Source organism: Streptomyces tailanensis, from assembly GCF_008386495.1.
GTDB classification, from domain to species: domain Bacteria; phylum Actinomycetota; class Actinomycetes; order Streptomycetales; family Streptomycetaceae; genus Streptomyces; species Streptomyces tailanensis.
The window spans coordinates 13,271-39,160 of record NZ_VTHJ01000022.1 but is presented as its reverse complement, the minus strand read 5'-3'; the positions used below and the strand labels follow the sequence as shown (position 1 = coordinate 39,160).

The window sequence follows — 25,890 nt, the reverse complement described above, 5'->3', positions numbered from 1 at the left end:
AGAGTCGCTGGGCGGACTGTTGCTCGGGGGGCCGATGAGCGGGCCCTGGACCGGGGCGCTGAGCGGCCGTGGCTCCGGGAGCCCCGGAGCGACCGCGGTTGGTGGAGCCCCGAGCTGGCGCTCCTCGGAGAGCGCATGAGCCGGCCGGGGTTCGGGCCCCCCGAACCGACCGCGGTTGGGGAGCCCCCGAGCGGACCGCTCCTCGGAGAGGCCTTGGGTCGGCCGGGGTTCGGGGCCCCCGAGCGGCCCGTCGCTCGGCGAGCTCCTGAACGGGCCGCTCCTCGAAAGAGACCTTGAGTCGGCCGCTGCCCGGAGCGTGCCCGAAACGACCGGCGCTCGGGGACCCTGTGCGGGCCCTCCCTCGGAAGGTCAGTAAAGCGGGCTCCCGCCCTGCGACTCCCGGCCGGCGGTGGTCCTAGCCCGCCTTCGCCGCCCGCATCGCCGCGCCCACGATGCCCGCGTTGTTCTGCAGCTGGGCGGGGACGATCTCCGCCTTGATGCCCTCGATGAGGTGGAGGAACTTCTGGGACTTGCGGCTGACGCCGCCGCCGATGATGAACAGCTCGGGCGAGAAGAGCATCTCGACGTGGGCGAGGTACTTGGTGACCCGCTTGGCCCAGTGCTCCCAGGTCAGCTCGTGGTCGTCCTTGGCCTTGGTGGAGGCCCGGGTCTCGGCGTCGTGGCCGTCCAGCTCCAGGTGGCCCAGCTCCGTGTTGGGGACGAGGACGCCGTCGGAGAAGAGGGCGCTGCCGATGCCCGTGCCGAAGGTGAGCAGGAGGACGGTGCCCTGGCGGTCGCGTCCGGCGCCGAACTGCATCTCGGCGACGCCCGCCGCGTCCGCGTCGTTCAGCACCGTCACCGGCAGCCCGCCGAGCCGCTCGCCGAGCAGGGCGCGCGCGTCGACGTCGATCCAGCTCTTGTCGACGTTGGCCGCCGTACGGATCGTGGCGCCGCCCGTGACCACGCCGGGGAAGGTGACGCCGACCGGGCCGGTCCAGCCGAAGTGGTCGATGACCTCCTTCACACCGTCGGCCACCGCGTCGGGTGTCGCCGGGTGCGGGGTCAGCACCTTGTACCGCTCGTCCGCCAGGTCGCCCCGGTCCAGGTCCACGGGAGCGCCCTTGATCCCGGATCCGCCGATGTCCACGCCGAAGATGTGCATGGCCCTACGTTACGTCGTACGACTGACAGTCACGGCGGGGAGGTACGGGACCGCCGCCACCCGGAACGGGAATCCTCACGTCCTCGAACGCGTACGGCCCCGGAACCTTCACGTTCCGGGGCCGTACGAATTCCGGGGGCTCGGGCCCCCTCAAAGCTGCTGTCACGCCTCGGTGACCGCGCCCCGGCCGGTGCGCTCGGCGACGAGGGTCGCCGCCTCCGCGCGCAGGTCGCGGCGGAGTTCCTTCGGCAGGGAGAAGGTGATCGACTCCTCAGCGGCCTTGACCAGCTCGACGTCCTCGTAACCGCGCTGGGAGAGCCACTCCAGGACCTCCTCGACGAGGATCTCCGGCACGGAGGCGCCCGAGGTGACGCCGACGGTCTCCACGCCCTCCAGCCAGGCCTCGTCGATCTCGGCGGCGAAGTCCACGAGGTACGCCTCGCGCGAGCCGGCCAGCTTGGCGACCTCGACGAGCCGCTTGGAGTTGGAGGAGTTGCGCGACCCGACCACGATGACCAGTTCGGCCTCCGCGCCCATCTGCTTCACGGCGAGCTGACGGTTCTGCGTGGCATAGCAGATGTCGTCGCTGGGCGGCGAGACGAGCAGCGGGAACTTGTCCTTGAGGGCGCCGACCGTCTCCATCGTCTCGTCGACGGAGAGCGTGGTCTGGGAGAGCCAGACGACCCTGGACGGGTCGCGGACCTCGACCTTGGCGACGTCCCCGGGGCCGTCGACCAGCTGGATGTGGTCCGGGGCCTCGCCCGATGTGCCGATGACCTCTTCGTGCCCCTCGTGCCCGATCAGGAGGATGTCGAAGTCGTCCTTGGCGTACCGGATCGCTTCCTTGTGGACCTTGGTGACGAGCGGGCAGGTCGCGTCGATCGTGGCGAGCCTGCCGCGCTCCGCCTCCTCGTGGACGGTCGGGGCGACGCCGTGCGCCGAGAACATGACGATGTTCCCTTCGGGAACCTCTTCCGTCTGCTCGACGAAGATGGCGCCCTTCTTCTCCAGGGTCTGCACGACGTACTTGTTGTGGACGATCTCGTGACGGACGTAGATCGGGGCCCCGTACTGCTCCAGGGCCTTCTCGACGGCGATCACAGCACGGTCGACACCCGCGCAGTAACCGCGCGGAGCGGCGAGGAGGACACGACGGCGGCCAGGCGAAGGGGTCATGCCTTCCATCGTAGGGGCTCCCCTGGGTCGGACCCCGACGCGGGAGAGGCTCCGACGTGGGAGAGGCTCCGCCGCCGCGTTCATGACGCCCTCTCCTTGTCAGTGCCCACCACTAGAGTCCCCACCATGGCCATCAACACGTCCGCCGAAGCCCCCCTCCCCGTCGGTGAGGTCTCCCGCCTTATCGGCGGCTGGATCGACCGGCTCGGTGCGGTGTGGGTGGAGGGGCAGATCACGCAGTTGTCGCGGCGGCCGGGCGCGGGCGTCGTCTTCCTCACGTTGCGGGATCCGTCGTACGACATCTCCGTGAGCGTGACCTGTTATCGGCAGGTGTTCGACGCGGTGGCCGACGTGGTCAGCGAGGGCGCGCGGGTCGTCGTACTGGCGAAGCCGGAGTGGTACGCGCCGAGGGGGCAGTTGTCGCTGCGGGCCACCGAGATAAGGCCGGTCGGGGTTGGTGAACTGCTCGCACGGCTGGAGCAGTTGAAGAAGTCGCTGGCGAGCGAGGGGCTGTTCGCGCCGGAGCGGAAGAAGGCGCTGCCGTTTCTGCCGCAGCTCATCGGGCTCGTGTGCGGCCGGGCCTCGGCCGCCGAGCGTGACGTCCTGCAGAACGCCCGGCACCGCTGGCCGGCCGTCCGCTTCGAGGTGCGCAATGTCGCCGTGCAGGGCGTGCACGCGGTGCCGCAGGTCGTGCAGGCGGTGAAGGAGCTGGACGCGCTGGCCGACGTGGACGTCATCATCGTGGCGCGCGGCGGCGGCAGCGTGGAGGACCTGTTGCCGTTCTCCGACGAGCAGCTCGTGCGGGCGGTGGCCGCGTGCCGGACGCCCGTCGTGTCGGCCATCGGGCACGAGCCGGACACGCCGCTGCTCGACTATGTGGCGGACCTGCGGGCCTCCACGCCCACCGACGCGGCGAAGAAGGTCGTACCGGACGTGGGCGAGGAGTACGAGCGGGTGCGGTGGCTGCGGGACCGTGCGCGGCGGTGCGTGGAGGCGTTCGTGGAGCGGGAGGAGCGAGGGCTGGCCGCTGCCCTGGCCCGTCCCTCGATAGAGGATCCGCATCGCATGATCGACGAGCGGGCCGACCATGTGGCCTCGCTCCTCGACCGGGGCCGCCGCTGCCTCGGTCATCATCTGGACCGCGCCGTCTCGGAGCTGACGCACACGCACGCGCGCGTGGTGGCCCTCTCCCCCGCCGCCACCCTCCAGCGGGGGTACGCGGTGCTGCAGAAGGCGGACGGCCATGTGGTCCGCGCTCCCGGGGAGGTCACGGCGTCGGAGCCGTTGCGGGCGCGGGTGGCGGAGGGCGAGTTCACCGTCCGGGTCGACGAGGACGACGAGGACGACGAGGTCGACGGGACTGTCGGAGGGGACGCATAGGGTGGGGCGCATGACCAGCAACGTGAGCGAGGCCGACGAGACAACCGAGGCCGCGGGGGCCGAGGCGGCCCCCGGCGCGTCCGAGTCCGAGGCCGACCGGGCCCTCGGGTACGAGCAGGCGCGTGACGAGCTGATCGAGGTCGTACGGCGGCTGGAGGCGGGCGGTACGACGCTGGAGGAGTCCCTCGCCCTCTGGGAGCGCGGCGAGGAGCTGGCCAAGGTGTGCCGCCGCTGGCTGGACGGCGCCCGGGCCCGGCTGGACGCGGCGCTGGCGGAGGACGAGGACGCGGACGGCGCCGGCGAGTCCGGGTGACTTCCCCGGCGAGCGGCCTTCTGACCGACGCCGGACCGCCAGCCACAGCAACGGCGTAACGCTTCCCTGTGAAGCGGATCACCCCGCCCCGCTTTTGATTGAACTTTGAACTTCCCTCGCGTACCGTCAACGACGTAAACGCCCCGCTTCACGAAGGTTGTCTTCATGTCCCTCGTTCTTGACGCAGCCGCCCAGGACCTGCTGTTCCGCGAGGCCCACACCGCGAACACGTTCACCGACGAGCCGGTGACCGAGGAGCAGGTGCAGGCGATCTACGACCTGGTCAAGCACGGCCCGACCGCCTTCAACCAGACCCCTCTGCGCATCACCCTGGTCCGCTCCGCCGAGGCCCGTGAGCGCCTGGTGAAGCACATGTCCGAGGGAAACCAGGCCAAGACGGCCACCGCCCCGCTGGTCGCGATCCTCTCCGCGGACAACGAGTTCCACGAGGAGCTGCCCGCCCTGTTCCCCGCGTTCCCGCAGGCCAAGGACCTCTTCTTCGCCGAGCGCCCGGCCCGAGAGTCCGCCGCCGGCATGAACGCCGCCCTCCAGGCCGCGTACTTCATCATCGGCGTCCGCGCCGCGGGCCTGGCCGCCGGCCCGATGACCGGCTTCGACTTCGCCGGCGTGCAGAAGGAGTTCCTGGACGGCGACCACACCCCGCTGATGGTCGTCAACATCGGCAAGCCGGGCGAGGGCGCTTCCTACCCGCGCTCCCCGCGCCTGGAGTTCGACCAGGTCGTCACGACGGTCTGAGCCTCACCTCCGCCAAGCAACGACGAAGGGCCCCCGGCGGCGGGGGCCCTTCGCGCATGCCCGTTCGCGGCGGGGGCGCTCACTCCGTCTTCAGTGCCTGCGCCATCTTCGTCAGCTGCCCGAACGGCGCCGAGCCCGCGACCACGGTCGTGGATCCCTCGCGCTCCAGGACTAGGGCGTCGTAGCGCTCGCCCTCGTACCGGGTCCAGGTGTCGTCGCCGATCTTCTGGGTGGTCTCTGTCTTCTTCGCGTCCTGGGTGGCGTCCGGGATGAACCGGGACGGCTTCTCGGCGGACTGCTCTATCGCCACGTACTTGCCGTCGGGGTCGTGGAACCCGAGGTGCCAGTGGTCGGACTCGTCGCCCCGGAAGCGGACCGAGGTCGCCTTCCAGGTGTCCGGCAGGCCTTCGGGCGCGGCGACCGGGTAGGAGGCCGCGCGGCGTGCCGTGGTCAGCTCGACCGTGTAGTCGACACGCTTGAGCTCCTGCTGGGTCTCGTCGTGCGGGATGAAGAGATAGATGACCCATGCCGCCAACACGATGAGCCCCAGAGAGAGGACCATGTCGCGAACGGTCTGCTTGCCTTTCGTACCTGCCACGTCCTCATCGTCGCAGGCGCACTGGTCTGCTCATCCGTGGGGTCCCCTGCTCATCCTGTCGAACTGACGATAGAGTCGAGCGGAACCCTCATCCGGCCGTCGTCGTATCAGAAAGGTGCGCTCCGATGACCGAGAATCATCAGCTGCCGTCCGAACTCGAAGTCCCCTCCGAGGCCCCCGACCGCAACCTCGCCCTGGAACTCGTACGGGTGACCGAGGCGGCCGCGATGGCCGCGGGCCGCTGGGTCGGCCGCGGGGACAAGAACGGGGCCGACGGTGCCGCCGTGCGCGCGATGCGGACCCTGGTCTCCACCGTCTCGATGAACGGTGTCGTCGTGATCGGGGAGGGCGAGAAGGACGAAGCGCCGATGCTCTTCAACGGCGAGCGCGTCGGTGACGGGACCGGCCCGGAGTGCGACATCGCCGTGGACCCGATCGACGGTACGACGCTGACGGCCAAGGGCATGACGAACGCGATCGCCGTGCTCGCGGCGGCCGACCGGGGCACGATGTTCGACCCGTCGGCCGTCTTCTACATGGACAAGCTGGTCACCGGGCCCGAGGCGGCGGACTTCGTCGACATCAACGCGCCGGTGTCCGTGAACATCCGCCGGGTCGCCAAGGCCAAGCGGTCCACGCCGGAGGACGTGACCGTCGTCATCCTCGACCGGCCGCGCCACGAGGGCCTCATCACCGAGATCCGGGAGACCGGGGCGCGCATCAAGCTGATCTCCGACGGGGATGTCGCGGGGTCGATCCTCGCGCTGCGGGAGGGCACCGGGGTCGACATGCTGCTCGGCGTGGGGGGTACGCCCGAGGGCATCATCTCGGCCTGTGCGGTGAAGTGCCTGGGCGGCACGATCCAGGGCAAGCTGTGGCCCAAGGACGACGCGGAGCGGCAGCGGGCGATCGATGCGGGGCATGACCTCGACCGGGTGCTGACCACCGATGACCTGGTGTCCGGGGAGAACGTGTTCTTCGTCGCTACCGGGATCACGGATGGGGAGTTGCTGCGGGGGGTGCGGTATCGGTCGGAGACCGCTACCACCGACTCGATCGTGATGCGGTCCAAGTCGGGGACGGTGCGGCGGATTGATTCGGTGCATCGGCTGAGCAAGCTGCGGGCTTACAGCTCGATCGACTTCGAAAAGGCCAAGTAGCTCCGCCGGTTGAGCCGTGGGGTTCGAGGGGGCTATTGCCGTCTTTGAGCTGCGGGTTCGTCGTGGCTTGTCGCGCAGTTCCCCGCGCCCCTAAAGAGCACCCCGGCGTCAGAAAGGCGCCCTCTTGTGCGGAGAGGGCGCCTTTCCCACGAATTGACGTCAGCCGGCCGCCGCTATCGTGCCAGCCGCCCTCGCCGCCTTCTTCAACTCCAGGTCCCGGCGGCGCCTTCGGGCCAGGACCACTCGGCGTTCCGCTGCCGTGAGGCCGCCCCAGACGCCGTACGGCTCGGGTTGCAGGAGTGCGTGTTCGCGGCACTCGACCATGACGGGGCAGCGGGCGCAGACGCGCTTGGCGGCTTCCTCTCGGGAGAGGCGGGCCGCGGTGGGCTCCTTGGAGGGGGCGAAGAAGAGGCCGGCCTCGTCGCGCCGGCACACCGCCTCCGTATGCCACGGGGCTTCCTGATCCCTGTCGCGCACTGGCCCCCGCTGGGGCGGAACGGCAGCGACCTGCAGGGACGAATGCGGCGGTTGCAGCACGGTCTACTCCTGACGACGGCTTCGCGAGCGAGAGACGATGCAGCAAGGCCTACCCGCTGTGCGCGGGCCTATGCACTGAGTCCCGAACCGCTGGAATCCGCGTCCTCACCGAGCGGGCACAACCGGACCGGATGCCTTCGGGCAGAGTCCGGGCGTGGTCGAATTCACAAGCGTCAATGATCCAGGTGTTTGCGCAAATGGTTGTCGACCTTGCGTGCGACGCGATCGGTGACACGGTCGATCAGGTCGGCGATCGCCTTGCCCCGCTTGGGCTTCGCCTCGACGCTGCCCAGTACGGCCAGCCCCTCGACATAGACCACCGGCGCGTCCGCCTCACCGGAATCCAGCGTGTCCACCGCGAAATCACCGAGGACACCGCCGCCGCTGCCGCGCAGCGAGACGTTCTCCGGGACGCGGATCTCGACGCTGCCGAATATCGAGATCGCCCTGATCATCACCTGACGGTGCTCGAAGAGCGCCTCGCTGAGGTCTATCTCCACGCTGCCGAATATCGCGTACGCATGGATGCGGCGGCCCGCCCGCCAGCGGCCCTTGCGGACCGAGGCGCTGAAGACGGCGACCAGCCGGTCGTCGGGGTCGATCGGAATGGCGCCGGGGGTGGGGCGGTTGGGCACGGCGGACACGGGTGTGTACGTCGCCGCCTTGGGGGCGTGGGCGGCCGGCAGGTCCCGGATGAACGCGTCCAGCTCGCCGACCGTCTTGGTGGCCAGCACGCCTTCGACCCGCTCGGCGTGCTCCTCGGCGGTGAGCCGCCCCTCGGCGAGGGCGTCGCGAAGGATGTCCGTGATGCGGTCACGGTCGGCGTCCGAGGCACGCAACTCGGCGACGGAGGTGCGCGGTTCGGGCTGCTTCTGAAGGTCCACGGCAGCAGCGTACCGAAACACGATAGATCGCGATAGCCCCTCTTCGGCCATCGACCCGGGCCATCGACCGGTCATCGACCGGAGTCCAACTGAGCCTTACCTCACAAGCCCGGCGTCAGTGGCAGGTTCTACGCTGGTGGGCGCTGCCGATGGAGGCCAGCCGCGCTGTCTTGTCGAGTGAGGAATGGGCGACATGCCTGAGTTCGAGTACACCGATCTGCTCCCCATGGGAGAGGACACCACCCCGTACCGGCTGGTGACCTCCGAGGGTGTCTCCACCTTCGAGGCCGACGGGCGCACGTTCCTCAAGGTGGAGCCGGAGGCGCTGCGCAAGCTCGCCGCCGAGGCCATCCACGACATCCAGCACTATCTGCGACCGGCGCACCTCGCGCAGCTGCGGCGGATCATCGACGACCCCGAGGCGTCGGGCAACGACAAGTTCGTCGCCCTCGACCTGCTGAAGAACGCGAACATCGCGGCCGCCGGTGTGCTGCCCATGTGCCAGGACACCGGTACGGCGATCGTCATGGGCAAACGCGGGCAGAACGTCCTCACCGGGGGCGAGGACGAGAAGGCCCTCTCGAAGGGCATCTACGACGCCTACACCAAGCTCAACCTGCGCTACTCGCAGATGGCTCCGCTCACCATGTGGGAGGAGAAGAACACCGGCTCCAACCTCCCGGCCCAGATAGAGCTGTACGCGACCGACGGTGGCGCGTACAAGTTCCTGTTCATGGCCAAGGGTGGCGGGTCGGCCAACAAGTCGTTCCTGTACCAGGAGACGAAGGCCGTTCTGAACGAGGCCTCCATGATGAAGTTCCTGGAGGCGAAGATCCGTTCGCTGGGTACGGCCGCCTGTCCGCCGTACCACCTCGCGATCGTGGTGGGTGGTACGAGCGCCGAGTACGCGCTGAAGACCGCGAAGTACGCCTCCGCGCACTACCTGGACGAGATCCCGGCCGAGGGGTCGCCGCTCGGGCACGGGTTCCGGGACAAGGAACTGGAGGAGAAGGTCTTCGAGTTGACGCAGAAGATCGGGATCGGGGCGCAGTTCGGCGGCAAGTACTTCTGCCATGACGTACGGGTCATCCGGCTGCCTCGGCACGGGGCGTCCTGCCCCGTGGCCATCGCCGTGTCCTGCTCCGCCGACCGTCAGGCCGTCGCGAAGATCACGGCGGAGGGTGTGTTCCTGGAGCAGTTGGAGACCGATCCGGCGCGGTTCCTGCCGGAGACGACCGACGAGCACTTGGCCGAGTCGTCGGACGTGGTCCGTATCGACCTCAGCCAGCCCATGGACGACATCCTCGCCGAGCTGACCAAGTACCCGGTCAAGACCCGGCTGTCGCTCTCCGGGCCGCTCGTCGTGGCGCGTGACATCGCGCACGCCAAGATCAAGGAGCGGTTGGACGCGGGTGAGGGGATGCCGCAGTACCTGAAGGACCACCCGGTGTACTACGCCGGGCCGGCGAAGACGCCCGAGGGGTACGCGTCCGGGTCCTTCGGGCCGACGACCGCCGGGCGTATGGACTCCTATGTGGAGCAGTTCCAGGCGGCGGGCGGGTCCAAGGTGATGCTGGCGAAGGGGAATCGGTCGCAGCAGGTCACGGACGCCTGTGGCAGCCACGGCGGGTTCTACCTCGGCTCCATCGGCGGCCCCGCCGCCCGGCTCGCCCAGGACTGCATCAAGAAGGTCGAGGTCGTCGAGTACGAGGAGCTCGGGATGGAGGCCGTGTGGAAGATCGAGGTGGAGGACTTCCCGGCGTTCATCGTGGTCGACGACAAGGGGAACGACTTCTTCAAGGATCCTGCGCCGGCGCCTACGTTCACGTCTATTCCGGTGCGGGGGCCTGGGCTGGCGTAGTGCCTTTGGGCGCGGCGGGGAGTAAGTTTCGCCCCCGCCGCCCCTACCCGTCCCATCCCCAGGGGCTGGCGCCCCTTCGGCCCCGCCCCCGCCTTCCAACTCGGGAGGTTGGGATGCATTGGCGGGTGCGGGTGGTGCGTGGTTTGTCGCGCAGTTCCCCGCGCCGCTGAAAAAACGGGCTGCGCCCGGTTTTCTCAGCGGCCCGCAGCGCCGTCAGAATCGCCCTCACCCGCACGGCCTACCACCGGGAACATCACGGACGGTGTGGGCGCTGTACCCGGCATGAGTGAATACCGTGTCGAACACGACTCCATGGGTGAGGTCCGGGTGCCCGCGGACGCCAAGTGGCGGGCGCAGACTCAGCGGGCCGTGGAGAACTTTCCCGTCTCCGGGCAGCGGATCGAGCGTGCCCATATCGAGGCGCTGGCCAGGATCAAGGGCGCCGCCGCGAAGGTGAACGCCGAACTGGGCGTGCTCGACAAGGACATCGCCGTGGCGATCCAGGACGCGGCTGCCGAGGTGGCCGAGGGGCGTTGGGACGAGCACTTTCCCGTGGATGTGTTCCAGACCGGGTCCGGGACCTCGTCGAACATGAACACCAACGAGGTCATCGCCACGCTGGCGACGGAGCGGCTCGGCCGGGATGTGCATCCGAACGACCACGTCAATGCCTCGCAGTCGTCCAATGATGTGTTTCCTTCGTCCATTCACATCGCCGCCACCGCCGCCGTCACCCGGGATCTCGTTCCCGCGCTCGAACATCTCGCGGACGCTCTCGACCGCAAGTCGGTGGAGTTCGCCGACGTCGTGAAGTCCGGGCGTACGCATCTGATGGATGCCACTCCGGTCACGCTCGGGCAGGAGTTCGGGGGGTATGCGGCCCAGATCCGGTACGGGGTCGAGCGGCTCCACGCCTCGCTCCCCCGCCTTGCCGAACTGCCCCTGGGGGGCACTGCGGTTGGCACCGGTATCAACACCCCGCCGGGATTCTCCGCCGCCGTGATCGCCGAGGTCGCGCGGGTCACCGGGCTGCCGTTGACCGAGGCGCGGGATCACTTCGAGGCGCAGGGGGCGCGGGACGGGATCGTCGAGACGTCGGGGCAGCTCCGTACGATCGCGGTGTCGCTCACGAAGATCGCCAACGATCTGCGGTGGATGGCCTCCGGGCCGAGGACAGGGCTCGCGGAGATCTCCCTGCCCGACCTCCAGCCCGGGTCGTCGATCATGCCCGGCAAGGTCAATCCGGTGATCCCGGAGGCCGTGCTCATGGTGGCCGCGCAGGTCATCGGGAACGACGCCACCGTCACCACCGCGGGCGCGTCCGGCAACTTCGAGCTCAACGTCATGCTGCCAGTGATCGCGAAGAACGTACTGGAGTCGATCCGGCTGCTCGCCAATGTGTCTCGGCTGCTCGCCGATCGGACCGTCGACGGGATCGTGGCCCATCGGGAACGGGCCCGTGAGTACGCCGAGTCGTCGCCGTCCGTGGTCACTCCGCTCAACAAGTACATCGGGTACGAGGAGGCCGCGAAGGTCGCCAAGAGGGCGCTGGCCGAGCGGAAGACGATCCGGGAGGTCGTCCTGGAGGGCGGGTACGTGGACCGCGGCGACCTCACCCTGGAGCAACTCGACGCGGCGCTCGATGTCCTGAGGATGACGCGGCCGTAACAGGGCGGCGGATTCCGGCCGTCCCGGATGACACGCCAGTAACTGATTTCCCGCCATCGCGTGAACCGTGACCGGGGCCGCAGCGTCGTATGCCCATGACACCTAATATCTCGGCATGACAGACGACGGAGTGGTGAGACGAGTGGAAACAGGCGGGTCGGCGGCGTTCTGGGCGCCCGGGAGCCAGATCCTGTGGCGCTACCGGGAGAACGCTGGTGAGGGCTTCCACATCGCGCGCCCCGTCACCGTCGTACGGGACGACGAGAACCTGCTGGCGGTGTGGCTGGCCCCCGGCACCGAGTGTGTGAAGCCCGTCCTCGCGGACGGCGCGTCGCTGAACTCGGTGCCGCTCGCGTCCCGGTACAAGGAGCCCCGTGGCGTGGCGTTCGGCCACTGGCGGGGCACCGGAGTGCTGAAGCTGGCGCGGCCGGGCGAGCCCTGGTCGGTGTGGCTGTTCTGGGAGCAGGGTTGGCGTTTCAAGAACTGGTACGTCAACCTGGAGACGCCGCTTGCCCGTTGGGAGGGCGGTGTGGACTCCGAGGATCACTTCCTGGACATCTGTGTGTACCCGGACCGGTCCTGGAGCTGGCTCGACGAGGACGAGTTCGCGCAGGCTCAGCTGGACGGTCTGATGGGCCCTCAAGCCGCCGAGCGGGTAAGGGAGGCGGGGCGGTCGGCCGTGGAGACGATCCGGGTCTGGGGCCCGCCGCTCTCGGACGGCTGGCAGCACTGGCGCCCGAATCCCGCCTGGGGAGTACCGTCTCTCCCGGACGACTGGGACCGTACGCCTGCGCACTTGTCCTCATGAGACCCTTGATGCGCCCCCGGTCCGCAACCGTAGGATCGTCCTCCACAACAGTTCACAGGGGCAACTCCCGCAGTTCGGGCAGGGCTTGACCGTACGTCACCGAGGGGCGGCAAGACGTGATCAAGGGGTACGAGGGCTACACCGGTACGAGCCGGAGACGGCCGGTCGGACGGACAGTGCTGTCGTCCGGCGGGCCCGCCGATACCGTGTGCGGCACAGGAACTGCCTCTGACCACGCGGGAATTCCGTTCCCAGGACATGTATTCCGGGTATCGGCCTTTCTGCGGGACGAACTGCGCACACGACGCGCAGTCCCGGACGGATGGATTCGACACGCGTGACGGAGCACCCCACCTCCCACGAGCGCCCTCAGAGCGGCGCCGGCCCTGCGGATCCCTGCGGGGCGGTCCTGCATACCCAGCAGCCGCTGCACACCACGCCCGCCACGGCCTTACCGGCACAGGCACGCATGGGTGACGCGTCCGCCGAGCCGGGTACGGCCACGTCGTGCGCGAAGAGCGGTCAGGCTGCTCCCTCGGAGCACGCCCAGCCGACGCTCTCCGAGCACTCGCAGCCCGCGGCCACCGAGCCCGACCCGCACCGCCCGCGGCCCACGCCGGAGACCATTCCGGCGCAGCCCGGCGGCGAGCCGGACCGGTCGCCCGGTGCGGTCGGCGGCCTGGAGCGGCGCAGCGGGCAGGGTGTGCCGCCGGGCGCCCCCATGCCCATGCGGCGCGACGGCGACCGGCTGCGCTTCGTGGGCGCCGCGACCCGGCGGATCGCCCGGGGCATCGACCTGGACGAGATCGTCATGGGTCTGTGCCGGGCCACCGTGCCGACGTTCTCGGACGCGATCCTCGTGTATCTGCGCGAGCCGCTGCCGGTCGGCGACGAGCGGCCCACGGGGCCCATGGTGCTGCGGCTGCGCCGCACCGACCGGATCCCGGAGGAGCGCGACACCGAGGGCGGCTTCCTGCCCGTGCTCCAGCCCGAGCCGGTCGACCTGGCGGTCGTCACGGCCGAACAGTGCGAGGTACGGCCCGGTGGCGCGCTCGCAGAGGTGCTGCGCGGTGTACGGCCGGTCTTCGCGGACGCGCCGGCCGCGCATGACGCGCTGCCGGAACTGCTGGGGTCCGACGCCGATTTGACGGTGCCGACCGGGCAGCGGGCTATCCTCGCGCCGCTGCGCGGGCGGCGCCGGGTGATCGGCGCGGCGGTCTTCCTGCGCGGACCGGAGCGGATGCCGTTCGAGCAGGACGATCTGCTGGTCGCCGCCCAGCTCGCCACGCACAGCGCGCTCGGCATCGACAAGGCGGTGCTGTACGGCCGCGAGGCGTACATCGCCGACGAGTTGCAGCGGACGATGCTGCCGGAGGCGCTGCCGCGCTGCACCGGCGTACGGCTCGCACACCGGTATCTGCCGGCCGCCGAGACCGCGCGGGTCGGCGGTGACTGGTACGACGCGATTCCCCTGCCGGGCAGCCGGGTCGCGCTGGTCGTGGGTGATGTGATGGGTCACTCGATGACCTCCGCCGCGATCATGGGGCAGTTGCGGACCACCGCGCAGACGCTGGCGGGGCTGGATCTGCCGCCGCAGGAAGTGCTCCATCATCTCGACGAGCAGGCGCAGCGGTTGGGCACGGATCGTATGGCGACCTGTCTGTACGCCGTGTACGACCCGGTATCGCATCGGATCACCATCGCCAACGCCGGGCATCCGCCGCCGGTGCTGCTGCATCTCGGCGGGCGCGCCGAGGTGCTGCGGGTGCCGCCGGGAGCGCCGATCGGGGTCGGCGGCGTGGACTTCGAGGCGGTGGAGCTGGACGCGCCGGCCGGGGGCACGCTGTTGCTGTACACGGATGGTTTGGTGGAGTCCCGCTTGCGGGACGTGTGGACCGGGATAGAGCAACTTCGCGAGAAGCTCGCCGCTACCGCGCAGTTGACCGGGCCGGATCATCCGCCGCCGCTGGAGGCGTTGTGCGACGAGGTGCTCGACATGCTCGGCCCGGGCGACCGGGACGATGACATCGCGTTGCTCGCGGCGCGGTTCGATGGGATCGCTCCCAGCGATGTCGCGTACTGGTTCCTGGAACCGGAGGAGATGGCTCCGGGGCGGGCGCGTCGGCTTGCCCGGCATGCGTTGTCCCGCTGGGGCCTTGAGGAGTTGACGGATTCCGTCGAGCTGCTCATCAGTGAGGTCGTCACGAACGCGGTGCGCTATGCGACTCGGCCGGTGACCCTGCGGTTGCTGCGGACCGATGTGCTGCGGTGTGAGGTGACCGATGATGTGCCGCAGTTGCCTCGGCTTCGGCAGGCTCGGGCCACGGATGAGGGGGGCCGGGGGCTCTACCTCGTCAATAAGTTGGCCAAGCGGTGGGGGGCTACTCGGTTGAGTGCGGGGAAGGTTGTCTGGTTCGAGCTGAATCAGGCGTGAGCGCTCCGCTGGGTTGAGCGGTCAGAGCTCGGGGCTCAGTGTGTTTTGCGGGCTGCGGGTTCGTTGTGGCTGGTCGCGCCCACGCGGCGGAGCCGCAAATGTACACAGCCCCGCGCCCCTTAAGGGCGCGAAGGGCGCCCGGTGAAAACCGGGCGCCCTTCTTTTATGTTCCTACCCGTCCGCCTGTGGGTCGTTCGGGTCTGTCGGGAGTTCTATGTCGCCCTCGTCGCCGGTCGGGGTTTCCTCCGGGGTTGTTTCCGTGGTTTCCTCCGGCGTCGTCTCCGGGGTCTCCTCCGGGGTGGTCTCCGGGGTTTCCTCCGGCGTCGTCTCCGGGGTCTCCTCCGGGGTGGGGGACGCGGACGGGGTCTCCGACGGGATGAAGCTCGGGGTGGGGGACTCGGTGGGGGCCACCGCGGCGCCCTGCGTGGTGTCCAGCTCGAACTTCGTGGTCTTGCCCATCACGCCGAAGGTGTAGTCGGCCCAGATCCGGGCGGGGAAGCCACCGCCGTTGATGCGGGGTTCGCCGAGCGCCTTGTACATCGAGACCTGCTTGCCGCCGCTGTCCATGTCCTCGCCGAAGAGGCCGACGGAGGTGACGAGGTTCGGGGTGAAGCCGGTGAACCAGGCGGAGCGGTTCTCGTCGGAGGTACCCGTCTTGCCGGCGACCTGCTGGCCGTCGCGGGCGGGGTTGTCGCGGACGGAGGTCTTGGCCGTACCGTCGTCGACCACGCCGGTGAGGACCGAGGTGACCGTGTCGGCGGCCTCCTTGGTGATGACCTGCTCGCCGATCGGGTCGTCGAACGTGACCGCGCCGTCCCGGTGCGTGGCCGAGGCGACGATCTGCGGGGTGACCTTCTCGCCGTGGTTGTCGAGGGTGGCGTAGATGCCGGCCATCTCCAGCGGGCTGGCGCCCATGGAGCCGAGGGTCTGGGCGGGAACCGCCTCCATGCCCTCGGTGTCCATGCCGAGCTTCTCCGCGTCCTCCATGACCTTCTCCATCCCGACGTCGACGCCCATCTGCGCGAAGACGGAGTTGATGGACTTGTTCATGGCGGTCTGCACGGTGACGTCGCCGTAGTCGACGTTGTCCTCGTTCGGCGGTTTGAAGCCGACCTTGGTGCCGTTGTCGACGACCTCGTGCCCGCTGTCACCGTCGTAGACGGTGCTCGCGGTGATCGGCTCGCCGTCCTGGGTCTCGGCGCCGTCGTCGAGGGCGGCGGCGAGCACGACCGGCTTGAAGGTGGAGGCGGGCTGGTAGTCCCGGCGGGTGGCGTTGTTCCCGAAGTGCTTCACGTAGTCGACGCCGCCGTACATGGCGAGGACCTTGCCGGTCTTCGGGTCGACGGAGACCGCACCGGCCTGAATGTACTTGTCGACCTTCCGCTTCTTCGGGTCGAGCTTGCTGGTGAGCTGGTCCTTGACCGCCTTCTCCAGCGCCTTCTGCTTCTTCGGGTCGATGTTCAGCGTGACGGTCCAGCCACCGGCATCGATGAGGGTCATGGCCTCTTCCAGGTCGGACGCCCTGTCGGTGGCGACGAGTCGCTTGGCCAGCTCGGCGTTGGCGGCGTCCCACAGGTAGCCGTTCTGGCCCGCCATGTCGGGGGCGGCCTGGGGTTCCTTCGGCTTGGGGAGCTTCATGCCCTCGCGCTCCGAGGCGTCCAGCTTCTTCATCTCGACCAGGTTGTCCAGCACGTAGTTCCAGCGTGCCGTGACCAGCTTCTTGCCGGTCTCGGAGGCGGTGGACAGGTCGTACTGGCTGGGGGCCTGGAGCAGTGCGGCGAGGTACGCGCCCTGCTCGACAGTGAGCTTCTTGGCGTCGACGCCGTAGTACGCCTGGGCGGCGGCCTGGATGCCCCAGGCGCCCCGGCCGTAGTAGCTCGTGTTGATGTAGCCCGCGAGGATGTAGTCCTTGGTCTCGTTGCGCTCCAGCTTCAGGGAGATGACCAGTTCCTTGAGCTTGCGGGTCACCGTCTGGTCCGACGTCAGGTAGTAGTTCTTGACGTACTGCTGGGTGATCGTCGAGCCGCCCTGCTTGCCCTTGCCGGACAGGGTGTTGATCAGACCGCGGGTCATGCCCTTGAAGTCGACGCCGGGGTCCGAGTAGAAGGTCTTGTTCTCGGCGGCGACGAAGGCCAGCTGGACTTCCTTGGGAACTTTGTCGAGCTCGACGATCTCGCGGTTGGTCTTGCCCGAGCGGACGAGGATCTTGCCGTTGGAGTACTTGTAGACGTTGCTTTCCTTGGTCGCCTCGGGGTTACCCCCCTCGGGGACCTCGATCATCAGGTAGAGCACGACGAAGGCGCCCATACCGAGCAGGATGACACCGAAGAAGGTGCCGAGGATCTTCTTCCAGGTGAAGAGGCGGCGTATGAGGCTCTTCTGCTTGGTGCCGTTCTTTCCCGCGCCCTTGGCGGCGGCTCTGGCAGCCACGCGGCCACCGCCACCGCCCTCGGGTGAGCCTATGACCGCCGTCCCTGCCGCTGTCGCGCCCCCGGACGAGCGCTTGGGCGCCGCGCGGCGACCGCCACGCTGCCGCGCTCGTCTTTCTTCCGCTCGTCCCATGGCTCCGGTCCGCTCCGCCTCTGCTCGTCTCGTACTGCTCGTACTACGTCTCGTGCTGCGTCTCGTGGTGCTCGTGCCGAGTCTCGTACGTCTGTGCGCGCCTCGTACGTCACTCGGGTGTCGCCGGTCGGCTCAGCAAGCTAACACCGAGCGCTGTGGCCAGGGGGAGCCCATACGGCCCGATTCGGCGTGACAATGCGCACGAGTGCGCGTCATCACGCACCTCATCCCACCGGAACGGACGTTCCAACAGGGCCGATGGTTGCCCCACCAGGCCCACTTGTCGCCGACGGCCTCGGTGACAGAATCGTGACAATCGGCTCCGACCAGCGCCCTTCCCACCCCGGGCGGCGACCTATACACGGTGCGTATACGCGCGGTGTATACCCCCTGTGTACAGTCGTGCTCATGTCCATCGGTCACACACTCCTGGGACTCCTGGAGTCCGGGCCCCGACACGGTTACGACCTGAAGCGGGCCTTCGACGAGAAGTTCGGTCACGACCGGCCGCTGCACTACGGCCAGGTCTACTCGACGATGTCGAGGCTGCTGAAGAACGGCCTCGTCGAGGTCGACGGCATCGAGGCCGGCGGCGGCCCCGAGCGGAAGCGGTACGCGATCACCGAGGCGGGCATCACCGATGTCCAGCGGTGGCTCGCGACCCCCGAGAAGCCCGAGCCGTATCTGCAGTCGACCCTCTACACGAAGGTCGTCCTCGCCCTGCTCACCGACCGGAACGCGGCCGACATCCTCGACAGCCAGCGCTCCGAGCACCTGCGCATGATGCGCATCCTCACCGACCGCAAGCGCAAGGGCGACCTCGCCGACCAGCTGATCTGCGACCACGCCCTGTTCCATCTGGAGGCCGACCTGCGATGGCTGGAGCTGACCACGGCCCGACTGGGCAAGCTGGCCGAGGCGGTGGCCAAGTGATGACTCCCACCGGTTCCCTGCTCATCGCGACCGACCTGCGCAAGGCGTACGGTCCGACGACCGCGCTCGACGGCGCCGAGTTCTCCATCCACCCCGGCGAGGTCGTCGCGGTGATGGGCCCTTCCGGCTCCGGCAAGTCCACGTTGCTGCACTGCCTCGCCGGGATCGTGCCGCCCGACTCGGGCTCGATCATCTACAACGGCCGCGAGATGGCCACCATGAGCGACACCGAGCGCAGCGCGCTCCGCCGCAGCGAGTTCGGGTTCGTCTTCCAGTTCGGCCAGCTCGTGCCCGAGCTGACGTGCGTGGAGAACGTGGCGCTGCCACTGCGGCTGAACGGCACCTCCCGCAAGGAGGCCGAGAAGACCGCCCTCGGCTGGATGCAGCGCCTGGAGGTCGACGACCTCGCCCGCAAGCGGCCCGGCGAGATCTCCGGCGGCCAGGGCCAGCGGGTCGCCGTGTCCCGGGCGCTGGTCACCAGCCCCCGGGTGCTGTTCGCGGACGAGCCCACCGGCGCGCTGGACTCCCTCAACGGCGAGCGCGTGATGGAGCTGCTCACCGAGGCGGCCCGGTCCACCAACGCCGCCGTCGTCCTGGTCACGCACGAGGCGCGGGTCGCCGCGTACTCCGACCGCGAGATCGTCGTACGGGACGGGAAGTCGCGGGACATGGAGCGCGTCGTATGAGCTCTCCCGTCGTCCGCCAGTGGTACCGCGACCTGGCCATGGGGGTCCGGTTCACCTTCACCGGGGGCCGTGAGGGCTGGGTGCGAGCCGTGCTCACCGCGGTCGGCGTCGGCCTGGGCGTGGCGTTACTGCTGCTCACCACGGCGATACCGAGCGCGCTGGACACCCGGGGCGCCCGCGGGGAAGCCCGGATGGACGTGGGCACCGTCTCCGCCGACGAGTACCCCAAGCCGACCGACAAGAGCCTGGTCGTCGCGGACACGGACACCGAGTACCAGTACCGGGAGATCCGGGGACGGCTGCTGCAGCCCGAGGGGGCGAACGCGCCACTGCCCCCCGGGCTGAGAGAGTTCCCCGCGCCGGGCGAGATGGTCGTCTCCCCCGCCCTCGCCGAACTGCTGAAGTCCGACGAGGGGAAGCTGCTGCGCGACCGGCTGCCGTACGTGACGGTCGGCCACATCGGCGAGGCCGGGCTGATCGGCTCGCATGAGCTCGCCTACTTCGCGGGCGCCGAGGGGCTCGCCGAGCGGATCGACGGCTCGGTCGTGGCCCGCATCGAGAAGTTCGGGCCCGCGGTCGAGGATCCCGAGGAGCCGATGGAGCCGGTCCTGGTGCTGCTCACCCTGGTCGTCTTCGTGGTGCTGCTGATGCCGGTCGCCGTCTTCATCGCCACGGCCGTACGGTTCGGCGGTGAGCGGCGCGACCGCAGGCTGGCGGCGCTCAGGCTGGTCGGCTCCGACAGCCGGATGACCCGCCGGATCGCGGCGGGCGAGGCGCTCGCCGGGGCCGTGCTGGGGCTGGTGTTCGGCACCGTGTTCTTCCTGATCGGCAGGGAGATCGTGGGCTCGGTGGAGGTGTTCGACGTCAGTGTCTTCCCGAGCTACCTCAACCCCTCCCCCGTGCTCGCACTGCTGGTCGCGCTCGCGGTCCCGGCGGCGGCCGTCGCCGTCACCCTGTTCGCGCTGCGCGGCGTCGTCATCGAGCCGCTCGGTGTGGTCCGCACGGCCAGGCCCGCGCGGCGCCGGCTCTGGTGGCGGTTGCTGCTGCCGCTCGCCGGGCTCGCCCTGCTCTACCCGATGATCGGGCAGGGGTCGGAGAACGGGGACTTCAACGAGTACGCGGTCATCAGTGGCGTCGTCCTGCTGCTCTTCGGCATCACCGCGCTGCTGCCGTGGGTTGTCGAGGCGTTCGTCGCCCGGCTGGGCTCCGGCGCCGTCTCCTGGCAACTGGCCGTCCGCCGACTCCAGTTGAGCAGCGGCTCGGCGGCCCGCATGGTCAACGGCATCGCGGTGGCGGTGGCCGGAGCGATCGCCCTGCAGATGCTGTTCTCCGGGGTCTCGGGCCGCTTCACCGAGTCGACGGGGCTGGACACCACCCGGGCCCAGATGGAACTCGCCCTGCCGCAGGGCCTCTCGGCGAGCGGCACCGGCGAGAAGCTGAAGCAGGCCAAGGGCGCGAAGGCCGTCGCGGCCATGTCCAGCGCGACGGTCGCCGGCACCGCCAAGGACCCGGAGGACGTCGCCGAGATCGTCATCGGCGACTGCGCCGCGCTGCGTGAATTCGCGAAGATCCCCTCGTGCCGCGACGGCGACGTCTTCCTCATGGGCCAACCGGACGACCCGGCCACGCTGAAGCTCTCCACGCCCAACCACACGGTCTACTTCGACCCGTCCTACGCGGGAGAAGAGCCGGGCGCCGAGGTCGCCTGGAAGCTGCCCGGCGAGGTGACGAAGGTGACCGAGCGCGCCGACACGCTGCGGCCCTTCGGGGAGGGGCTGATGGCCACCCCCGGCGCCCTGCCCGCGAAGGCGAAGACGGACGCGTACATGTACAGCACCGTCTTCGTACGGACGGACCCTTCGGTTCCGGACGCGCTTGACGAGGTCCGCAACGCCGCCGTCGCGATCGATCCGCTCATCAGGACCTGGGAGTGGGCGACGACCAGGCGGGTCGACCAGTTCACGACCATCCAGACCGGCCTGCTCGTCGGTGCGGCCGCTGTGTTCGTCCTGATCGGCACGAGCCTGCTCGTCTCCCAGTTGGAACAGCTGCGCGAACGCAAGAAGCTCCTGTCGGCCCTGGTCGCCTTCGGCACCCGGCGCCGCACGCTGGGCCTGTCGGTACTGTGGCAGACGGCGATCCCGATCACCCTGGGTCTGATCATCGCCCTCACCTTCGGTGTGGCGCTGGGCGCGGTCCTGCTGAAGATGACAGCCACCCCGGTCGCCATCGACTGGCCGAACGTCCTGGCGATGACCGGCATCGGCGCGGCCGTCGTCCTGGTCGTCACGGCGTTGAGCATGCCGCCGCTGATACGGCTGATGCGGCCGGAGGGGTTGCGGACGGAGTAGCCGAGGCCCGGACCGCCGGCCCTCGTACCCGGCGCGCTGGTCAACCACCGCAAGCCGGTCTCCTGAGGCGGCCCGCCTCACGCGTGCGGGCCGACCGTGACCTTCCCGATCGCCAACTCGGCCCGCGCTTCCAGTACTTCGCCGACCCGGTCCACCCGCTCGCCCAACGCCCGCTCCTGCCGGGCCGTCAGCCGTCCCAGTGGTTCCACCATGACCGTCGTACGGCGTCCGTTGCGCCGCTGGTGCCAGACGCCCGCGACGACGCCGTCGAGCAGGAGGAGGGGGTAGTTGCCGGCCTGGCCTCGAGCGAGGGCGCGTTCGTAGGCGCCACCCGGGAACAACCGTTCGCGCGGCTGCGCGGCGATGCCGTACGCGTCGAAGTAGGGAAGCAGCCGTACGCCCCGCAGGACTCGCGCGGGCTCCTCGGGGAAGCCGGTGTCGCCGGCCGCCACCCAGGCGGGCTCCCCCGCGAAGTCGACCTCCTCGATCTCGTCGGCGGAGGCGAGTGAGGTGAAGAGCCGGTCGGCCCAGCCGCCCGGTGCCGCCGCCCACCTGGCGAAGTGCCGGGCGCGGGCGGGACCGTAGGCGCGCAGATAGTGCCGTACGAGGGTGGTGAGCCCGGCGTCGGCCGTCGGCAGGGGCTCGAAGTGGGGTGGCCGGGTGTACGTGGCTTTGCGGCCCCGGTCGGGGGCGAAGCACAGGGCGCCGGACTGGCCCGCCCGGTGCATGACCTGCCGCCAGCGGGGCCACAGGCTCTGGAATGCGGGCATCACCCGGTCACCGGCCCACGGCCCGGTCCGTGCGACGACCTCCTCGCCCAGTTCGTCGAGGGTCAGCGGCGTCGCCGCCTCGTCCAGCGCGGCGGCGACCAACTCCGCCTGCTCCTCACTCAAGCGCACCTCCGGCGCGAACTGGCCCGCCCCGGACGGGATCGCGGGCAGCGCGGCCGTCCAGAACGGCAGCTCGGCGGCGGGCAGCAGATGCACGGTGCCGCGCGGTCCGAACGTCTTCACCAGCGTGCGGTCCTCCCACAGCGCGGCCCGTACGTCCGCTCGCGTCAGCCCCTCGGTGCGTACCCCGACCGACACCTCGGCCGCCGACAGCACCTGGGCGTGCGCGCCCATCATGGCGGCGACCATCTCCGCGACCGACGTCCCGGCCAGTACGGGAGACCCCAGGAACTGCCGCTCCATCCGCCGTGCGCTCGCCTGCTCCCAGGTGACCGTCACCGCCGGTTCCGTCTCCGTCCCGGTGTCCACATCGTTATCGCCTCCGGCTTGGCTTCGGCGGACCGTCTCGCGTAGGTTCAGACCAAGGTAATTCGCGTGAGCAAAGCTGCGCGGGCGGCACCGTGCAGTGGAGGGGGCTGCGCGGTGCCGTGAAGCCACCCCCCGAATCCTCCGACCCCCCGGCGTCAAGCGCGCGTTCCGGCGTCACTTCACCCGTACGAGGGCACCCGACCTCCTCCCGCTCGACAGTCGCACAAGAATGCGCGAGCCCATGGTTCCATCAGGATTCCCCTCGTTCCCCTTGGAATCCACCACGATCCGGCCATGATCACCGCCGATCGCGCCCTGAATGAGCGCTTCCACACTCACCGCCACGCTGTCGTTCGACTCCGGAGAGTAATTGTGGCACGCCGATGCACGCAGCATCACTCACAAAGGGTTATGGTGGAAGCCCCCCCTCGGGCCGGTCCGTCTCCCCCCCACGGACCGGCCCGTTTTTTGTGCGGCCTCAGGGCGCCTGTTTCAACCCCTCCCAGCACCTGTTTCAGCCCTCCCACGGCCACCCGACCCCCGTACACCCCTTGGCGGACTTGGCCTCAACCCCCGGTAGGCTCTGCCCACCAAAGGGGACTGCCGGACCGGAGGGGCTGACATTCACGTGAACCTGCGCGACAAACTGCGGAGCCTGCTCGTCAGGGTCTACGCACGCAGGGTCGAGGGCCACCTCGACCACGCCCAGGTGCCCCAGCACATCGGCGTCATCATGGACGGCAACCGGCGCTGGGCGAAGGCCGCGGGTTCCACCACCGCGCAGGGGCACCGGGCCGGGGCGCACAAGATCGAGGAGTTCCTCGGCTGGTGCACCGAGACGGACGTGAAGGTCGTCACCCTCTGGCTGTTCTCCACCGACAACTTCGGCCGCCCCCAGGAAGAGCTGGTGCCGCTCTTCGGCATCATCGAGGACGTCGTACGCACCCTCGCCGCCGACGGCCGCTGGCGGGTGCACCACGTGGGCACCCTCGACCAGCTCCCCGGGCAGCTCCAGAGCGCCCTGAAGGAGTCCGAGGAGGCCACCGCGGACGTCGACGGGATACTGGTCAACGTCGCCATCGGGTACGGCGGCCGCCAGGAGATCGCCGACGCCGTACGGTCGATGGTCCAGGACGCTCACGACAAGGGCACCTCGATGGAGGAGCTCGCCGAGAACGTCTCCGTCGATCTGATCGGCCGCCACCTCTACACCGGCGACCAGCCCGACCCCGATCTCGTGATCCGTACGAGCGGTGAGCAGCGGCTGTCCGGATTCATGCTCTGGCAGACCGCCCACTCGGAGTACTACTTCTGTGACGTGTTCTGGCCGGCCTTCCGGAAGGTCGACTTCCTGCGCGCCCTGCGTGACTACGCGGCGCGGCACCGGCGTTACGGAGGCTGAAACTCCGTAACCCCCGGGTATCCCAGCGGGACGGAAGTAACGAGGAGTTCACCGGGGCGCCGTCGTACCGCTTGGCATGGCGGCGCATGTTCGAGGGCATAAGCCAGTCAGGTCGACGCCCGAACCACGGGTGTCGGATCTCAGCGGGCGGCTCGGGGCCGTCCGCCCGGGAGGCCCTTTGCACCAGCCCGATCGTGCGGTCACAGCACGGACGAAGCAGCGGAGGGCCGGTCACCGGCCCGTGCAACGGCGCCGACGACCGGCCCAGTTCGAACCCGTCGCTCCCCGACCTCATCCGAGGGGGTACGTCCTTCCGTGGTGACCAGCACAAAGCGCCACAAGCCAGACCGGCGCACTTATGTCCTCGACACCAGCGTCCTGCTGGCCGACCCGAACGCTTTGAACCGCTTCGACGAGCACGAGGTCGTGCTTCCGATCGTCGTGGTGACGGAGCTGGAGGCCAAGAGGCACCATCCCGAACTCGGCTACTTCGCCCGGCAGGCGCTGCGCCTGCTCGACGAGTTCCGGGTACGGCACGGCCGCCTCGACGCCCCCATCCCGATCGGGGATCTCGGTGGCACCGTCAGGGTCGAGCTCAACCACTCGGACCCCAGCGTGCTGCCCAGCGGCTACCGGCTGGGTGACAACGACTCCCGCATCCTCGCGGTGGCCAGGAACCTGCAGGCCGAGGGTTACGACGTGACCGTCGTGTCGAAGGACCTGCCCCTGAGGATCAAGGCGTCGTCCGTCGGCCTCCTCGCCGAGGAGTACCGGGCGGAGCTCGCCATCACGGACGCCTCCGGCTGGACCGGGATGTCCGAGGTGACCCTGCCGGGCGAGCAGGTGGACGTCCTCTTCGAGGCGGGGACGGTCTACGTCCCCGAGGTCAGCGACCTCCCCGTGCACACCGGTCTGACGATCCAGTCGGAGCGCGGCAAGGCACTGGGCCGGGTGACGCCCGAGGGCAACATCCGTCTCGTACGCGGTGACCGTGAGGCCTTCGGCATCAAGGGCCGCAGCGCGGAGCAGCGCATCGCGCTGGATCTGCTGCTCGACCCGGACGTCGGGATCGTGTCGATGGGCGGCCGGGCCGGCACCGGCAAGTCCGCGCTGGCGCTCTGCGCCGGCCTGGAGGCCGTACTCGAACGCCGCCAGCACAAGAAGGTGATGGTCTTCCGGCCGCTGTACGCGGTGGGCGGGCAGGAGCTCGGCTATCTGCCGGGCTCCGAGTCCGAGAAGATGAGCCCCTGGGCGCAGGCGGTCTTCGACACGCTCTCCGCGGTCACCAGCCGCGAGGTCATCGAAGAGGTCACCGCGCGCGGCATGCTGGAGGTTCTCCCGCTCACCCACATCCGCGGCCGTTCGCTGCACGACGCGTTCGTGATCGTGGACGAGGCGCAGTCGCTGGAGCGAAACGTTCTGCTGACCGTGCTGTCCCGGATCGGCGCGAACTCGCGCGTCGTTCTGACGCATGACGTGGCGCAGCGCGACAACCTGCGCGTCGGCCGCTACGACGGTGTCGTCGCCGTGGTCGAGAAGCTGAAGGGTCATCCGCTCTTCGCGCACGTCACGCTGACGAGGTCCGAACGGTCCCAGATCGCGGCCCTTGTGACCGAAATGCTGGAGGACGGGCAGATTTAGCCGAACCTCAAGGCGCCGTCCGGCAAAGGCGATGAGCCTAGCCGGGCGGCGCCTCGGCATGTGTGGCTTTCCGGGAATCCCCTGGGGCAAACGAGGTGTGACCTTTCACACGTACCACTGAATTGCCTCGCGGTGTCGGGTTACGGCAGAGTCTCACTCCTGTCAGGCCCCGCATACGACACACCTGTACCCCCAGCGGTACGGCACAACAGAAACACCAGGTCAACTCCATACCGTCGTCGTATGCCGCCCGAGCACCACGCGGCGCTCCCCGCAAGGGAGTTGCCCACCGGGCCCGCGCCTCCGTGACCCCGCAGTT

General features: G+C 69.4%; 20 protein-coding genes. 13 read left to right on the top strand and 7 right to left on the bottom strand.

The window, feature by feature from the left end; genetic code table 11:
• Positions 1-415: 415 nt before the first annotated feature.
• Complete coding sequence (gene ppgK / locus F3T56_RS19640; RefSeq protein ID WP_149826487.1) at positions 416-1,162, bottom strand: polyphosphate--glucose phosphotransferase; 747 nt, start codon at positions 1,160-1,162, stop codon at positions 416-418.
• 162 nt (positions 1,163-1,324) lie between these two features.
• Positions 1,325-2,347, bottom strand: a complete 1,023-nt coding sequence (locus tag F3T56_RS19635) for a 4-hydroxy-3-methylbut-2-enyl diphosphate reductase (protein WP_149826486.1) — start codon at positions 2,345-2,347, stop codon at positions 1,325-1,327.
• Between the two features lie 117 nt (positions 2,348-2,464).
• Here F3T56_RS19635 and xseA point away from each other — a divergent pair, with 117 nt between their 5' ends.
• The 3 genes from xseA to F3T56_RS19620 all read left to right on the top strand — a co-directional run bounded on the left by xseA (position 2,465) and on the right by F3T56_RS19620 (position 4,787).
• Positions 2,465-3,718 carry an exodeoxyribonuclease VII large subunit gene (xseA, locus tag F3T56_RS19630; protein ID WP_149826485.1) on the top strand — a complete coding sequence of 418 codons (1,254 nt, stop codon included), beginning with the start codon at positions 2,465-2,467 and terminating at the stop codon, positions 3,716-3,718.
• 10 nt (positions 3,719-3,728) lie between these two features.
• Positions 3,729-4,031 (top strand): exodeoxyribonuclease VII small subunit, encoded by a 303-nt coding sequence (locus F3T56_RS19625; RefSeq protein ID WP_149826484.1) that lies wholly within the window; start codon positions 3,729-3,731, stop codon positions 4,029-4,031.
• Between the two features lie 165 nt (positions 4,032-4,196).
• Complete coding sequence (locus tag F3T56_RS19620; RefSeq protein ID WP_149826483.1) at positions 4,197-4,787, top strand: malonic semialdehyde reductase; 591 nt, start codon at positions 4,197-4,199, stop codon at positions 4,785-4,787.
• Positions 4,788-4,866: 79 nt separating this feature from the next.
• On the opposite strand, the gene F3T56_RS19615 is transcribed toward F3T56_RS19620, so the two are convergent.
• The gene (locus F3T56_RS19615; RefSeq protein WP_149826482.1) at positions 4,867-5,385 is read right to left on the bottom strand and encodes a DUF4245 domain-containing protein; all 519 of its coding nucleotides are present in this window, start codon (positions 5,383-5,385) and stop codon (positions 4,867-4,869) included.
• Positions 5,386-5,510: 125 nt separating this feature from the next.
• On the opposite strand from F3T56_RS19615, the gene glpX reads away from it, so the two are divergent.
• Positions 5,511-6,545 carry a class II fructose-bisphosphatase gene (glpX, locus tag F3T56_RS19610; protein ID WP_149826481.1) on the top strand — a complete coding sequence of 345 codons (1,035 nt, stop codon included), beginning with the start codon at positions 5,511-5,513 and terminating at the stop codon, positions 6,543-6,545.
• A gap of 159 nt (positions 6,546-6,704) precedes the next feature.
• Here the strand turns inward: glpX and F3T56_RS19605 are convergent, their stop codons facing one another.
• Both F3T56_RS19605 and F3T56_RS19600 read right to left on the bottom strand, forming a co-directional pair.
• Positions 6,705-7,082, bottom strand: coding sequence for a WhiB family transcriptional regulator (locus F3T56_RS19605; RefSeq protein ID WP_149826480.1), 378 nt, complete (start codon positions 7,080-7,082; stop codon positions 6,705-6,707).
• A gap of 173 nt (positions 7,083-7,255) precedes the next feature.
• Entirely contained in the window at positions 7,256-7,966 is a 711-nt protein-coding gene (locus F3T56_RS19600) for a DUF1707 SHOCT-like domain-containing protein (protein WP_149826479.1), read from the bottom strand.
• A 193-nt stretch (positions 7,967-8,159) separates the two neighbouring features.
• Here F3T56_RS19600 and F3T56_RS19595 point away from each other — a divergent pair, with 193 nt between their 5' ends.
• The 4 genes from F3T56_RS19595 to F3T56_RS19580 all read left to right on the top strand — a co-directional run bounded on the left by F3T56_RS19595 (position 8,160) and on the right by F3T56_RS19580 (position 14,737).
• A complete protein-coding gene (locus tag F3T56_RS19595) occupies positions 8,160-9,827 on the top strand; it encodes a fumarate hydratase (protein ID WP_172639029.1) in 1,668 nt (555 codons plus the stop codon).
• A 282-nt stretch (positions 9,828-10,109) separates the two neighbouring features.
• Complete coding sequence (locus tag F3T56_RS19590) at positions 10,110-11,495, top strand: class II fumarate hydratase (protein WP_149826477.1); 1,386 nt, start codon at positions 10,110-10,112, stop codon at positions 11,493-11,495.
• 115 nt (positions 11,496-11,610) lie between these two features.
• Positions 11,611-12,303 (top strand): cytidylyl-2-hydroxypropylphosphonate hydrolase, encoded by a 693-nt coding sequence (fomD, locus tag F3T56_RS19585; protein ID WP_172639028.1) that lies wholly within the window; start codon positions 11,611-11,613, stop codon positions 12,301-12,303.
• Positions 12,304-12,625: 322 nt separating this feature from the next.
• Positions 12,626-14,737 carry an ATP-binding SpoIIE family protein phosphatase gene (locus F3T56_RS19580; protein WP_172639027.1) on the top strand — a complete coding sequence of 704 codons (2,112 nt, stop codon included), beginning with the start codon at positions 12,626-12,628 and terminating at the stop codon, positions 14,735-14,737.
• 171 nt (positions 14,738-14,908) lie between these two features.
• Here F3T56_RS19580 and F3T56_RS19575 read toward each other — a convergent pair whose 3' ends face one another.
• Entirely contained in the window at positions 14,909-17,299 is a 2,391-nt protein-coding gene (locus F3T56_RS19575; protein ID WP_149826475.1) for a transglycosylase domain-containing protein, read from the bottom strand.
• 408 nt (positions 17,300-17,707) lie between these two features.
• Between F3T56_RS19575 and F3T56_RS19570 the strand changes: the two genes are divergently transcribed.
• From F3T56_RS19570 to F3T56_RS19560, 3 genes are read left to right on the top strand one after another with little or no spacing between them, the layout of a single operon-like run.
• Positions 17,708-18,232 (top strand): PadR family transcriptional regulator, encoded by a 525-nt coding sequence (locus F3T56_RS19570; protein WP_149826474.1) that lies wholly within the window; start codon positions 17,708-17,710, stop codon positions 18,230-18,232.
• Positions 18,232-18,918 carry an ABC transporter ATP-binding protein gene (locus F3T56_RS19565; protein ID WP_172639026.1) on the top strand — a complete coding sequence of 229 codons (687 nt, stop codon included), beginning with the start codon at positions 18,232-18,234 and terminating at the stop codon, positions 18,916-18,918. Before F3T56_RS19570 ends, F3T56_RS19565 begins: the two co-directional genes overlap by 1 nt.
• On the top strand, positions 18,915-21,269 hold the full coding sequence (locus F3T56_RS19560) for an FtsX-like permease family protein (RefSeq protein ID WP_149826472.1): 2,355 nt from the start codon (positions 18,915-18,917) through the stop codon (positions 21,267-21,269). Before F3T56_RS19565 ends, F3T56_RS19560 begins: the two co-directional genes overlap by 4 nt.
• 77 nt (positions 21,270-21,346) lie before the next feature.
• Here F3T56_RS19560 and F3T56_RS19555 read toward each other — a convergent pair whose 3' ends face one another.
• Positions 21,347-22,462 carry a winged helix DNA-binding domain-containing protein gene (locus F3T56_RS19555; protein WP_149826564.1) on the bottom strand — a complete coding sequence of 372 codons (1,116 nt, stop codon included), beginning with the start codon at positions 22,460-22,462 and terminating at the stop codon, positions 21,347-21,349.
• A 694-nt stretch (positions 22,463-23,156) separates the two neighbouring features.
• Here F3T56_RS19555 and F3T56_RS19550 point away from each other — a divergent pair.
• Both F3T56_RS19550 and phoH2 read left to right on the top strand, forming a co-directional pair.
• A complete protein-coding gene (locus F3T56_RS19550; protein ID WP_149826471.1) occupies positions 23,157-23,930 on the top strand; it encodes an isoprenyl transferase in 774 nt (257 codons plus the stop codon).
• A gap of 315 nt (positions 23,931-24,245) precedes the next feature.
• Positions 24,246-25,571: an RNA 5'-3' helicase PhoH2 gene (phoH2, locus tag F3T56_RS19545; RefSeq protein ID WP_149826470.1), complete on the top strand. Its 1,326-nt coding sequence runs from the start codon at positions 24,246-24,248 to the stop codon at positions 25,569-25,571.
• The last annotated feature ends 319 nt before the right edge of the window (positions 25,572-25,890 follow it).